General features: G+C 60.1%; 11 protein-coding genes, 4 pseudogenes and 1 CRISPR repeat array (1 of these 16 cut by a window edge). Of the genes and pseudogenes, 5 read left to right on the forward strand and 10 right to left on the reverse strand.

Annotated elements, in window-relative coordinates; all coding sequences use genetic code 11:
- A CRISPR array of direct repeats spans positions 1–844; the repeat unit is 37 nt; unit sequence GTTTCACCCATCGACCCGACGAATAGGGGACTGAAAG (it extends 1775 nt beyond the left edge of the window).
- Positions 845–930: 86 nt separating this feature from the next.
- The 4 genes and pseudogenes from ACPV0M_RS11840 to ACPV0M_RS11855 form a co-directional block, all read left to right on the forward strand.
- A pseudogene (locus ACPV0M_RS11840) lies at positions 931–1062 on the forward strand (transposase); the annotation flags it as partial.
- Positions 1063–1156: 94 nt separating this feature from the next.
- Positions 1157–1273: pseudogene (locus ACPV0M_RS11845) on the forward strand (ATP-binding protein); the annotation flags it as partial.
- A gap of 300 nt (positions 1274–1573) precedes the next feature.
- Complete coding sequence (locus ACPV0M_RS11850) at positions 1574–2050, forward strand: hypothetical protein (RefSeq protein WP_425620823.1); 477 nt, start codon at positions 1574–1576, stop codon at positions 2048–2050.
- Positions 2051–2189: 139 nt separating this feature from the next.
- A pseudogene (locus tag ACPV0M_RS11855) lies at positions 2190–2787 on the forward strand (transposase).
- Between the two features lie 56 nt (positions 2788–2843).
- Here ACPV0M_RS11855 and ACPV0M_RS11860 read toward each other — a convergent pair.
- The 7 genes and pseudogenes from ACPV0M_RS11860 to bioF all read right to left on the reverse strand — a co-directional run.
- A pseudogene (locus tag ACPV0M_RS11860) lies at positions 2844–2936 on the reverse strand (zf-TFIIB domain-containing protein); the annotation flags it as partial.
- 100 nt (positions 2937–3036) lie between these two features.
- Positions 3037–4023, reverse strand: a complete 987-nt coding sequence (bioB, locus tag ACPV0M_RS11865) for a biotin synthase BioB (RefSeq protein WP_425620824.1) — start codon at positions 4021–4023, stop codon at positions 3037–3039.
- Positions 4020–4772, reverse strand: coding sequence for a methyltransferase domain-containing protein (locus ACPV0M_RS11870; RefSeq protein ID WP_425620825.1), 753 nt, complete (start codon positions 4770–4772; stop codon positions 4020–4022). Before ACPV0M_RS11870 ends, bioB begins: the two co-directional genes overlap by 4 nt.
- Positions 4763–5446, reverse strand: coding sequence for an alpha/beta hydrolase (locus tag ACPV0M_RS11875; protein ID WP_425620826.1), 684 nt, complete (start codon positions 5444–5446; stop codon positions 4763–4765). The genes ACPV0M_RS11870 and ACPV0M_RS11875 overlap by 10 nt, the downstream gene beginning before the upstream one ends.
- Positions 5443–6819, reverse strand: a complete 1377-nt coding sequence (bioA, locus tag ACPV0M_RS11880) for an adenosylmethionine--8-amino-7-oxononanoate transaminase (RefSeq protein ID WP_425620827.1) — start codon at positions 6817–6819, stop codon at positions 5443–5445. Before bioA ends, ACPV0M_RS11875 begins: the two co-directional genes overlap by 4 nt.
- Positions 6816–7619: a dethiobiotin synthase gene (gene bioD / locus ACPV0M_RS11885; protein ID WP_425620828.1), complete on the reverse strand. Its 804-nt coding sequence runs from the start codon at positions 7617–7619 to the stop codon at positions 6816–6818. The genes bioA and bioD overlap by 4 nt, the downstream gene beginning before the upstream one ends.
- A gap of 122 nt (positions 7620–7741) precedes the next feature.
- Positions 7742–8905 carry an 8-amino-7-oxononanoate synthase gene (bioF, locus tag ACPV0M_RS11890; RefSeq protein WP_425620829.1) on the reverse strand — a complete coding sequence of 388 codons (1164 nt, stop codon included), beginning with the start codon at positions 8903–8905 and terminating at the stop codon, positions 7742–7744.
- A gap of 399 nt (positions 8906–9304) precedes the next feature.
- Here bioF and ACPV0M_RS11895 point away from each other — a divergent pair, with 399 nt between their 5' ends.
- Positions 9305–9532: a transposase gene (locus tag ACPV0M_RS11895; protein ID WP_425620830.1), complete on the forward strand. Its 228-nt coding sequence runs from the start codon at positions 9305–9307 to the stop codon at positions 9530–9532.
- 348 nt (positions 9533–9880) lie between these two features.
- Here ACPV0M_RS11895 and ACPV0M_RS11900 read toward each other — a convergent pair whose 3' ends face one another.
- From ACPV0M_RS11900 to ACPV0M_RS11910, 3 genes are all read right to left on the reverse strand, one after another.
- Positions 9881–10987 (reverse strand): radical SAM/SPASM domain-containing protein, encoded by a 1107-nt coding sequence (locus tag ACPV0M_RS11900; protein ID WP_425620831.1) that lies wholly within the window; start codon positions 10985–10987, stop codon positions 9881–9883.
- A gap of 93 nt (positions 10988–11080) precedes the next feature.
- Positions 11081–11836 carry an ATP-binding cassette domain-containing protein gene (locus ACPV0M_RS11905; RefSeq protein ID WP_425622208.1) on the reverse strand — a complete coding sequence of 252 codons (756 nt, stop codon included), beginning with the start codon at positions 11834–11836 and terminating at the stop codon, positions 11081–11083.
- 2 nt (positions 11837–11838) lie between these two features.
- Entirely contained in the window at positions 11839–12768 is a 930-nt protein-coding gene (locus tag ACPV0M_RS11910) for an ABC transporter ATP-binding protein (protein ID WP_425620832.1), read from the reverse strand.
- Between the last annotated feature and the right edge of the window lies 1 nt (position 12769).

Below are 12769 nucleotides of genomic sequence, written 5' to 3' on the forward strand. Positions count from 1 at the left end.
TTTCACCCATCGACCCGACGAATAGGGGACTGAAAGGCTATTAGGAGGCCAACATGTCGACCGATACGCGGGAGTTTCACCCATCGACCCGACGAATAGGGGACTGAAAGTCGCCTGGTTCTTCACCAGTTCGTCCCCAGCCAGGTTTCACCCATCGACCCGACGAATAGGGGACTGAAAGGCAGGGTTTTGAACAGCTTCTCCAGCGCCACCCGGGTTTCACCCATCGACCCGACGAATAGGGGACTGAAAGGTTTGGATCATGGGACGCCGCACTGCGGGAGGCCGGCAGTTTCACCCATCGACCCGACGAATAGGGGACTGAAAGGGACGGTGCTGGCGGAGCTGCGCCGAGTCAACCGGTTTCACCCATCGACCCGACGAATAGGGGACTGAAAGCTCGATGCTTCCAGCCGCCCAGTGGTTGGCCGGTACGGTTTCACCCATCGACCCGACGAATAGGGGACTGAAAGTGTGCTACCCGACGGGGGAGGAGGGATAGCGTGCCCACGGTTTCACCGAACGCCCCGAGGAATAGGGGACTGAAAGGCTTAAGTATCTGCGGCAGGTCGCTTTCAGGCACGTCCAGTTTCACCGAACGCCCCGAGGAATAGGGGACTGAAAGTGAGCACAAGGCGCAAGAAGCGGCGCATCTCGGCGCACGTTTCACCGAACGCCCCGAGGAATAGGGGACTGAAAGGGATTCGCCAGCGCGACAAGGTACGGCGATACCTGAGTTTCACCGAACGCCCCGAGGAATAGGGGACTGAAAGCCATCGAAAACGGCCGGCGCAACGTACCGAAGGAGTTTCACCGAACGCCCCGAGGAATAGGGGACTGAAAGGTACAACGATCACCGAGCTTCGAATAATGGGGACACCATACCGAATTATTGTCCCTTGGGGGCCGGTACTGAAGTATAATACAGATATGGCAAGAATTGCACGAGTGGTGGCGCCCGGTGTGCCTCACCATGTTACGCAGCGGGGCAACCGGCGGCAGCAAACATTCTTTTGCGAAGAGGACTACAGGGCGTACCTGCACCTAATGGCGGAATGGTGTTCCTGGAAAAGAAAAAAGAATGGAAAGAACAGAACAACCGAAAGCCCGAAGTAATTAGGTATGGTGTCCCCATAATTCCGTCCTCAGCACAGCTGCAGCGCTGCTGGATCGTCTGCTACACCACGCGCACGTGATTACTCTGCGCGGTGACAGCTACCGGGTACGCAACCGTATGGTGACGCCCAAACTCACTCTAGCAAAGGAGGGATAAGGACAGCTTCCAGAATCTAGTTGACGACTTTTGGTGACCGAAAATGACGATTTTCTAGTGGCCAAAAATGCGGGTTTTTAATTGGCCATTGACAAAATGTCTTTGTTGGGTTGAGACGCTTCCTCAGCTTCGCCATAACCCGTTACAATTCTCCGCAAGTCACTTACTCAGAGAATGCCCAAAATCTTGGAAGAGTTTTGTCAGATGGAAAAGGTAGAGCAACACTCCACCTTTTGCTAGCTTTCGGTATAGTTAAATTTGATATAATTTAACACTATAACGTTACGGAGGTGGCAAAGCTTGTACACATTGGTTAAAGCTTTGTTATACACTGTCTCTTGGTTAGTTGCTTTCTGGTTATGGGGTACTGCTGATACGTTACAAACTCTACTAGAAGGAATAAATCAGGATCTGCAATGGTCTGTACAGGTCGGTTTTGCTGCTAGATTACTTGTCTCTGTCCTGTTAGTTATTACAGGGTTTTTCCTAGTATTTCCTCTCGCCTTTGAGCATAAGGGGAAGGGTGTTATCTTTAACCGCCGCCTCTTTTGGACGGTATCAATTCCTGGTTGCGTAGTCATATTATTGGGGTTTCTTCTCTATACGGAACCTATTGCTTGGCTAACAAAGAGACTAAACGGACCGGTTTTTGAACCGTTCAGAGAGTTTATTTTTAATGCGTGGAGTCATGCTGACTCTATTCTAATGGTAATCGGGGTTGTAATCGGGCTGTCTTTTATGCCAAGTCTGCAACGTAACGGTTCCAGAAAGAGCTAAACACTCCTTCGGGGCGTTTCGTGCGGATAGGTGCCAGGCCTTCTTGTTAGTGCAGGATTATTTGACAATGGCTCGAATAATGGGGACACCATACCGAATTATTGTCCCTTGGGGGCCGGTACTGAAGTATAATACAGATATGGCAAGAATTGCACGAGTGGTGGCGCCCGGTGTGCCTCACCATGTTACGCAGCGGGGCAACCGGCGGCAGCAAACATTCTTTTGCGAAGAGGACTACAGGGCGTACCTGCACCTGATGGCGGAATGGTGTTCCAGGTGGAAGGTAGAGATTTGGGCGTATTGCCTGATGCCGAACCATGTACATCTCATCGCCGTACCGCCGTCGAAAGAGGCTTTGACCAGGGCGATCGCCGAAGCTAATCGCCGCTATACCTGCTAACCCTGTCCGTGCCAGGTTGGTAGAAGAGCCCTGGCAATATCCCTGGAGCAGTGCCGCGGCGCACCTTGCGGGGCGTGACGACCGGTTGGTGCGGGTCGGGCCGTTGTTGGAGATGTTCGGAGATTGGCGGGGATACCTTGCTCAGGGCATCTCAGACGAGGATGCCGAAGCGTTGCGACGTCACGAGAGGACGGGGTGGCCGCTTGGCGACGAGGCTTTTCTTGCCGGTCTTGAAGAAGCAATGGGACGGGCTTTGCGGCCTCGCAAGACCGGCCCCAAAGGACCCTGGAAAAGAAAAAAGAATGGAAAGAACAGAACAACCGAAAGCCCGAAGTAATTAGGTATGGTGTCCCCATAATTCCTAGGTATGGTGTCCCCATAATTCCCAAGGGCCAACAACCGCTCAAGTTCCCCTTTGTCAAGCCAGATGCCCTTGCACTCTGGACAGACGTCGATCATTACACCCCGGCGCTCAACCTCTTTCATCTTGACGTCACAAAGTGGGCAGCGCAATTGTGACCACCCTTTCCTGGAAAGTTCTTGTAGTTAATATTTTATCCTGGTGAAAGTGATCAATGCAAGAAGCCTAAGTCTCTAGACCAAGGTCGTGGATCAAGGTGCGGTCGCGGGGGATGCCCTGGCCGTGCGTGGTAAGGTAATCGCCGGTGATGAGGCCGTCCACGCCGCCGGCAAGCCCTAAGGCCTGCGTGTCACGGAGGTTATGTTCTCGCCCGCCAGCATACCGGATGGTGGCGCACGGGAGGATGAAGCGAAAAACCGCCAGTGTCCGGAGGATTTCCAGGGGTGGTAAGGGGGGGGCTGCTTCAAGGGGAGTGCCGGGGATCGGGTGGAGGATGTTTACGGGGACGGAAGGAACGTCGAGGTCCCGCAGGGCAAAGGCAAGTTCGGCCCGCTGGGCCGGTGTTTCGCCAAGCCCAATAATCCCCCCGGCGCAAACCTCAAGCCCGGCCTCCTTGGCGGTCAAGATGGTGGCCACCCGGTCGGCGTAGCGGTGGGTAGTGCAGATCTGGGGGAAAAAGCTGGCCGCCGTTTCGAGGTTGTGGTGGTAGCGGCTAAGCCCGGCCTTTTTCAGCGCCCGGGCTTCTTCAGGCCGTAAAACGCCTAAAGAGGCGCAGATTTGGAGTTCCGGCAATTCCTCGCGGAGCAGCCGGATGAGACCGAGAATTTTATCGAAGTCCCTTCCCGGGTCCCGGCCGCTGGTGACTAAAGAGAAGCGCCGGATTCCTCCCGCGTAGACAGCCTGCGCCCGGCGGCGGATCTCGTCTGCCGGAAGGAGGGGGTAGACGGGCGCCTGGGTGGGGTAGCGGGCCGCTTGGGCGCAAAAACGGCAGTCCTCCGGGCAGCGCCCCGAGCGGGCGTTCACGATTGCGCAGCGGTCGACCTTCCGGCCGCGAAAGTGCTTGCGGATAACGTCGGCCGCCCCGAGAAGAAAGGGGGTGACCTCATCGGGGGTCGTGAGGAGGAGGCATGCTTCCTCGAAAGTAAGGGTTGCCCCTTTGAGGACTTTCTCCGCGAGGCGGGTAATCTGGGCTATCTGCGCTAACAGGTTCATAGTTCGGCCACCACCAGGGCGATCTGCCAGCAGAGCACAATTTGATCCACACCCGCGGTAAGTTTGCGCCAGAGGGCTTCAGCTCTCTCAGCGGCCTGCGGGCCAAAGAGGAAGGCCCAGGAGCCGCGGGCGCGCAGCAAAGTGCCGAAGAGCGCTGGCGGGTGCGTTTCCCGGAGGGTGATAACTTCCACCGTGCACTGCGGTGCAAAAGCGAATTCGCGGCGGAGGCGCTGGGGCGACGGGAGGCGCATCCTTTTTGGCTGCCGGACGCCGAGTTCCCGGCAGATTTGAACGAGTACCCGGTTACCCTCTTCCTGTATGACCCCGGTAACGGGCACGGAAAAGGCCATTACCCCGCCGGGACGTAGGAGGGAGGTTATCTGGCGCGCGGTTTGCGGGGTAAACCAGTGGTAGCAGAGATTGCCGAAAACAAGGTCGAAGCGCTCCGTAAGCCCACCGAGTTCCTCCGCGGCAGCACAAACGTAACGCACGCCAGGAACTCCTTTGCCGCGGTTGTGGGCAAGCATCGCCGGGCTTGGGTCTGTAGATAGGATCGCGGCCGAAGGGAAATAGCGGCGCAAAACTATCGTTGCTGCTCCGGTGCCGGCGCCTACCTCCAAGATGCGCGCGGGATTGAGCCGGGCCTGGATCTTATTCGCCAGAGCCGTGGCGATCCGGGCGTAAAAGCATTCGTTTACCGGCGTAGCGTAAATTTCGCTGTGCACGCTGAAGACCGCGGCTACGGACATTTTAACCACCTCTTAAGCCAGCTAATTAGGATAGCGGTGCTCTCAGATGCCCAGAGGATGTCCAGGTGACCGGCGCCCCGTATAGCCGCTACCTCCCAGCCCCGCGCGCAACCTTCCTGCGTCGCTGCGAGGCACGTGGGGAGGTCCCGGCTCCCGTGAAGGAGGAGCACGGGTGGGTCGGGCCAGAGCGGTTTAAGGGCGGCAAGGGCTTCTTCCAGCCCGGCGTACGGCCGGACTTCCCGGACGCGGCGGGCCCGCAGAAGTGCGAGGAGCTCGCTTTTCCGGCCCACAAAGCAGGCTTCGCGGGGCACCGAAAGCAGGCAAAGGGGTTTGAGCCCGAGGTGCAGGGCGATGCGGCCACCGAGACTGTGGCCAACCACTGCGGCGAAGGAATACTTTTTCAGTTCCGCGGCAAACGCCCGGGCGCTATCTCCGGTGAGCGGTAGAGGGTGGGCACCGTGGCCGGGAAGATCGGGCAGACAGGCTGCCCACCCGGCGCGACTAAGGGATAGACCTAGGGCCAGCATCTCTTCTTTGCTTCCCCCGTAGCCGTGCAGCACGAGAACGCACCGCTCAACCTTCTCTGCTGGGTACAGAAAATATGCCGGGGCGCCGGCAAGGACCCCCTCCATAACGGTGATGCCTTTGCCTTGAACCAGCGGGAGCGGGTTCAAGCGACCGCCTCCTCAATACTTGCCGCTACTACGGCGCAGAGGGTCCGCAGCTCTTCGTCGCTGATGACCAGCGGCGGCATCAGCACCACCACGTCGCCCAGCGGCCGGATAATGACTCCCTTTTCGCGGGCTTTCCGGATTACCCGGTGCCCGGTACGCCGGGCAAGCGGGTAGGGTTCCCGCGTCTTTTTGTCGCGGACCAGCTCGATTCCCACCATAAAACCGGCCTGGCGGACATCCCCGACGGCCGCGAGTTCCCGGAAATCTTCCAGGAGTGCTTGCAAAAGCTTGATTTTAGGCTGAAGGCGGGTTAGCACCGCTTCTTCCTCGAAAAGACAGAGGTTCGCCAAGGCGGCGGCGCAGGCGAGGGGGTTGCCCGTATAGGTATGGCCGTGGAAGAAGGTTTTAAGTTCGGCATAGTCGGCATAAAAAGCCTCGTAGATCTTTCTTGTCGTCAGGGTAGCGGCGAGGGGAAGGTAGCCGCCGGTAATTCCCTTGGCGACAACCAGAAGGTCGGGAGAAACTCCTTCGTGCTCGCAGGCGAACATTTTACCGGTGCGGCCAAAACCCGTGGCTACCTCGTCGGTGATGAGCAGGACGCCGTAGGTGTCGCAAAGCTGGCGGAGGTGGCCCAGGAACCCTTCCGGCCAGACGAGCATTCCGGCGGCCGCCTGAATCACCGGCTCCACAATTACCGCTGCCAGTTCTGGGGCGTGCGCTTCTATCAGTTGCGCCACGGCCGCGAAACACTCTCGGTTGCAGGTGTCTTTACTGGGATGGCCGTAGGGGCAGCGGTAGCAGTAGGCCGAAGGGGCCTTAAGGGAGTGGACCACGAGCGGCCCGTAGATGTGGTGAAAAAGTTCGATCCCCCCCACACCGACGGCGCCGAGGGTATCGCCGTGGTAGGCGTTGTAAAACGACAGGAAGCGCTTTTTCTCGGGGTGACCGGTGTTCTGCCAGTACTGGAAGGCGATTTTGAGCGCGATTTCCACCCCGGTGGAGCCGTTGTCGGAGTAAAAAACGTGCTCCAGGCTCGGCGGGGTGATGGCGACAAGTTTCTCCGCAAGCAGGATGGCGGGCACGTTGCCGAGCCCCAGAAGCGTGGAATGGGCAATCTGGTGGAGTTGCTCGATAATCGCCTGGTCGATGGCCGGCACCCGGTGGCCGTGGACCGTCACCCAGAGGGAGCTCACCCCGTCCAGGTAACGTTTCCCCTCGATGTCGGTGAGGTAGCAGCCTTCGCCGGCGGCGATGATCGGCGCCCCTTCGCTGGAGTACTCCTTCATCTGGGTGAAAGGGTGCCAGACCACCGTGCGGTCGAGCTCTTTGAGACGCGCAACTTCTGCCGGGGAGTACGGCGGCTTTCGCTTCACGAGCCAGGCCTCCTTTCGCCAGCGAGCGCGGCGAGTTTTTCGGCCAGCCGGTAGGTTTCGTTGACCCGGCGGGCGGTTTCTTCCAGGGCGTTGTAATCGGGTTGTTCGGGGTTAAACCCTGGGATTTCGGGTACCAGCGCTAGCACCGGAACGCCGCTGAAGTCGGTGATGGCCTTCGGATTGTTCTTTTCTACGCGCCCGGGATTTTCAGGATACCGGTTGATGATGACGCCCAGAACCTGGAGGTCGGCGCGCAGCGCCGCGGCGATGGTAAGCAGGGTGTGGTTGATGGTGCCAAGTCCAGGCCGGGCCACAATGAGGAGCGGGAGCCCGAGCTCGCGGGCGATGTCTACCATCATGAGAGTCGGGCCGACCGGTACCAAAAGCCCGCCGGCACCCTCGGCGATAACTGCATGGTAGCGCCGCTCAAGGTACCGGTAGCACTCCCGGATGTTATTAACCTTTACGGTTTTTTTGGCGAGTAGAGCGGCCAGGTGAGGCGAGACAGGGGGCTCAAAGGCGTAAGGACAAAGCATCTCCCGGGGCTCGTCTGCTAGCTCTAACAGTTCGGCCACAAACTTCGTATCCCCGGGAACGAGTTCCTCGCCCTGTTTGACGGCCCCTGTTTCCACCGGTTTGAGATAAGCTACCCGTAGCCCCGCATCCCGGTAGATGAGGCCGAGCAGGGCAGCAACAACGGTTTTGCCCACCCCGGTGTCGGTGCCGGTGATGAACACGGAAGGAAGTGGGGGTCTGGCGGCTGACGTCTCTCCGGCAGCGGAGTTTTGCTCTTCGGACAAGGGTCTGAGCCTCCTTTTTGCGTTAGATATTAGATACTCGTAGTTCAATGTTTAACGTTTTTCATTGCCAAGTCCCCGGTTGTTTGCCGCGAGCGAAACGGGCTTCTATTTTCCGGCAACCTTTATGCCGCGGCGAGTGCTTCGCGCAACGCAGCGAGAAAGCCTGCAATCTCCTCTTTCGTATGCGCGGCGCTTACGGTGATTCTGAGCCGGGCTGTTCCCGGCGGCACGGTTGGCGGGCGGATCGCCGGAACGTAGTAGCCGCGCGCGAGGAGGTATTCTTGAGCGCGGCGGGCTTTCTCTGGGGTGCCGAGGATAAGAGGAAGGATCGGCGTTTCCCCGGGTACTGAGATGCCGAGCGCGGTCAGCCCCTCGCGCATAAGCCGCGCATTTTCCGCGAGACGCTCCACAAGTTCAGGTTCGGCTTCGAGGATTTCGATGGCCGCTATGGCGGAAGCAACCGAAGCGGGCGGGAGGGCCGTGGTGAAAATAAAGGGCCGGGCGCGGTTTGTGAGGTACTCAATCAGCACTGCCGGCCCGGCGACGAAACCGCCTAAAGACCCGAGGGCCTTGGAGAGCGTGCCGGTAAGGATTACCTTTTCGGGGGAAATTCCCTGCGCGGCGAGGACCCCTCTGCCGCCCGGTCCGACGGTGCCGGTGCCGTGCGCGTCGTCGACGACTACCACCAGGGAAAACTCTTCGGCCAGGGCAACCAGCTCCCGGAGAGGTGCCATATCCCCATCCATGGAGAAAACACCTTCGGTAACCACAAACCGCCGGCGGCCCGGGTGGGCGGCGAGGAGCCGGCGTAAAGAGACCGGATCGTTATGCTGGAAGCGGACGAGCTTGGCCCCGCTCAAAAGAACGCCGTCGAGGAGTGAGGCGTGACAGAGCCGGTCGCAGAAAACAATGTCGTGCCGTCCCACCAAAGCGCTCAGAACCGCAATGTTGGCTGTATAGCCCGTGGGGAAGAGCAGCGCGCGCGCCGCGCCTTTAAAGCGGGCGAGGGCTTCTTCGAGGGCCTGGTGCAAGGGGGTGTGGCCGCTCACCAGGCGGGCGGCGCCGCTGCCGGCGCCGTACTTGGTAAGGGCCTCCTGCGCGCGGGCGATTACCTGCGGGTCATGAGTGAGTCCTAAATAATTGTTGCTGCAGAAGAGAACGACTTCCCGGCCTTCCCAAAGTGCCCGGACCGGCCCTACAGGGATAAGGGGGGTGAGCTGGCGTTTGAGGCGCACCAGCTCCAGTTCTTCCAGGGTTCCGTGCAGGAATCCTTGAAGCCAGTCCAAAATGTCAACCTCGCATAATGGCTTTGGTTTACAATTATAGAGGCTCCTTCCGGGCGTGTCAAGGAGAACGGCAGGAGATTTCGGGCGCGCGCCGAAGTAGAGCTATGGGCGCAACGGCGAAGTCATTTAAGGCAGTGGCGAACGTGACCCTGTCTGGGAAAGACGGGGAAGCACAGCCTTAACTTGAGGAGGGTGGTTACTTGGCCCGGAAAAAGAAGGGCGATAAGGTGGCGAGCAAAGCAGAACAAAAAAAGCAGAACAGAAAGATGCTAAAGACGTTAAAATAGAACTTTTAGGCGTTGGGATAATGGGGACACCATACCGAATTATTGTCCCTTGGGGGCCGGTACCGAAGCATACAACAGACATGGCAAGAATTGCACGGTGGTGGCGCCCGGTGTGCCTCACCATGTTACGCAGCGGGGCAACCGGCGGCAGCAAACATTCTTTTGCGAAGAGGACTACAGGGCGTACCTGCACCTAATGGCGGAATGGTGCTCCAGGTGGAAGGTGGAGATTTGGGCGTATTGCCTGATGCCGAACCATGTACATCTCATCGCCGTACCGCCGTCGAAAGAGGCTTTGACCAGGGCGATCGCCGAAGCTCATCGCCGCTATACCTGCTAACCCTGTCCGTGCCAGGTTGGTAGAAGAGCCCTGGCAATATCCCTGGAGCAGTGCCGCGGCGCACCTTGCGGGGCGTGACGACCGGTTGGTGCGGGTCGGGCCGTTGTTGGAGATGTTCGGAGATTGGCGGGGATACCTTGCTCAGGGCATCTCAGACGAGGATGCCGAAGCGTTGCGACGTCACGAGAGGACGGGGTGGCCGCTTGGCGACGAGGCTTTTCTTGCCGGTCTTATGGAAAGAACAGAACAACCGAAAGCCCGAAGTAATTAGGTATGGTGTCCCCATAATTCAAGCTGAAGGCCAAGTTTGGGAAAGAGGTGGTCATCGGGACGCACCCCTGGTAAGGGCTAAAGGCCATAGAGTTTATAACAAAAGACGCATTGGGCGGGCGGGGGCGGGGTCCTCGGCCCGCCAACTCTTTCTGCGTCTACCGGCACCAGCCGTGTCGCCAGCCGGCGGCGGAAGGCCTCCCGGAAATCCTCCGCCGCTTCGGAACGCAGGGCCGTGGGCAGCCCGTCGCGCAAGTCGCCGAAGACAACGGCGGTGGCCGGTTTCCTTTCGCCACAGAACTGCCTCGGGATGGCCGCCCCCTTCAGGGGCAGACCCAGATAGACACAGGGCGTCACCTCCCCGCGGTGGTTGACAAAAGCATTCTGGGTCGGGTAGGCGTCGCACATCAGGGCCGGTTCGCCCAGACCCAGGGGGTAGGCGCGGAAGGGCAGGCCGGTCCGGGTCGCCTCGGCCCGCGCCCGGTCGACTGCGGCTGCGGCTTCCGGGTCCGGCGGGCCGCAGGCGAAGGCCTGCCGGGCCTCCACCGCCGGATCGGGAGCGAAATCGATGTTCGTCGCCACCACCTCGTCGATCCCGGCCGCGGCCGCCAGCGGCAGGATCGCGGCGAGTTCGCCGAGGTTATCGCGGGTCATGGAGTAGAAGAGAACCGTCCTGGGACGGGTTTGGCCCCTCTCCCGGCGGCAGGCGGCAAGGGCGGCGGTGTTCGCCAGCACCCGTTTGAGGCTTGAACCTACCCGCAGCGCGCCGTTGGTTTCCTCCCGGGCGCCCGCCACCGAAAAGCAGACGAGGTCGATCCCCATTGTCACCAGTTGGTTTATTGCCCCTGGGTGTAACAACATCCCGTTGGTGGTAAACCCGGTTTCGCAACCGGCCTCCTTGGCCACCGCCAGCATGTCGAAAAACCGGGGATGCAACAGGGGCTCGCCCCAGCCCTGCAGGTGCAGAAGCCCGACGTCCTTGAGCACCGGCCGGAGGTCCCGCGCAAAGACCTCCCACAAAAGGTCGCCGTTATCCCACAGATCCTGCAACACAGTGCGCGGACAGTACACGCAGCCTAACTGGCAGCGGCTGGTGACCTCCACCTGCAGGACCGGAATGGCCCTTCCCGTTTCCCCAACGGCGCGCCACCGGAACCGTTCCGCCAGCCGTTTCAGCCAACCCACCGGGACCATCCCCCTCCCAGGGTATCTACCATATGCCCATTACCAGCTCACTGCAGGAACAGAAGGTTGGGAAGGGGGAAGTTTCATTTACAACTACAATGCTATCCTGGCGGACAAAAGGCGGATGGTGTATGGATGACGGGGACTGGTCGCCACTGCCGAGGCGGACCCCTGTTCCAGAATGCGGCCCCGGTGCATTACCGCTACCTCGTCGGCCACCCGGAAAACCACATCCAGGTCGTGGGATATAAGAAGATACGCCAGTCTCATTTCTTGTTGGGTTTTCTTCAGGAGTTGGAAGACCTGTGCCTGCACGGACACGTCCAGGGCCGAGGTGGGCTCATCCAGCACGAGAAGGGACGGTTCCAGGCTTAGCGCCCGAGCGATGGCCACCCGCTGGTTCTGGCCGCCGCTCATTTCCCAGGGGTAACGGTGATAGAACTCCGGCCCGAGGCCGACCATCTCGAGCAGGTCGGCCACGCGCTCCCTCACGTACCGGCCCCGCACCAAACGATGCACCAACAGCGGCTCGCTCAGGATCTCGCCGATCCGCATCCGGGGATTGAGCGCTCCCTGGGGGTTCTGAAAAATGATCTGCATCTTCCGTCGCAGATAAAGGGCTTCCTCCCCGCGGGCCCTGAAAACATCCCGACCTTCGTAGAAAACGCTGCCGCCGGTGGGGTGCAGGAGGCCCACCACCAGGCGCCCCACGGTGCTCTTCCCCGCGCCGCTCTCGCCCACCAGCCCAAGCGTGTAACCGGGGTTGATAGTGAAAGATACGCCGCCAACCGCTTTAACCAGCTGCCGTCCCAGCAAGCCGCCGCGGAAGTATTTTTTCAAGCCTTTCACTTCTAACAAAAATAACACCTCACCCTGTACCCCGGGGTCACCTCGGCCAGCGGCGGTGCCTCCCGCGCGCAAATCGCCCTGGCCCGGCGGCACCGCGGCTGAAACCGACAACCCGGAGGAAGCGCGGTGAGGGGAGGTGCCGCTCCCGGAATCGGCTTCAGTTCCCTGGCCGGGTGTGAGTTCAGAAGCCCGCGGGTATAAGGGTGACGCGGCGCGGAAAAAACGGCCTCCGCCGGGCCGTATTCCACCACCTGGCCCGCGTATAGCACGGCGACCCTGTCAGCCAGCTGCCGCGCGGCGGGCAGATCGTGGGTGATTAGAACAAACGCGCGCCGTCCGAACGTCATCTCCCGGAGAAGCTCCACCACCTGCGCCCTCAGGGGCCAATCGAGCCCCTTGGTTGGTTCGTCGGTGATCAAAAGACGGGGCTCCAGCGCCAGGCCGAGAGCCAGCAGCAGTCGCTGCTGCATGCCCCCGCTGAGCTGGTGGGGATAGCAGGAAGTTGCCCGCTCGGGGAGTCCCACCCCAGCCAAAAGATCAGCCACCTTCCGGCGGACCGGGCGCCCGGTCGGGCGCCACCGGCGAGCAATCGCCTCCCGCACCTGGTATCCCCCGGTGAGGACGGGGTTCAACGCCGCGGCGGGGTTTTGCAGAACCATGGCGATCTCTTTCCCCCTGAACTCCCGCATCCGGGTGGATGGAAGAGACAAAAGGTTGCAACCGTCATACCAGACCTCGCCCCGCACTTGCGTCCCGGGCGGCAGAAGGCGTAGAATGGCGTGTCCCAATACGGTTTTGCCCGAACCGGTCTCCCCGATGAGCGCCAGCCTTTCTTTCTCCCCCAGTTCCAGGCTGACACCGTCGAGAACGTGTACCGTTCCTTCCGGAAGCGGAAAATCAACCGTCAGGTTTTTGATCGATAACAAGGGCAAT

It is taken from the genome of Desulfosceptrum tomskiensis (assembly GCF_049818055.1).
GTDB lineage: Bacteria > Bacillota > Desulfotomaculia > Desulfotomaculales > JASEER01 > JBFLVT01.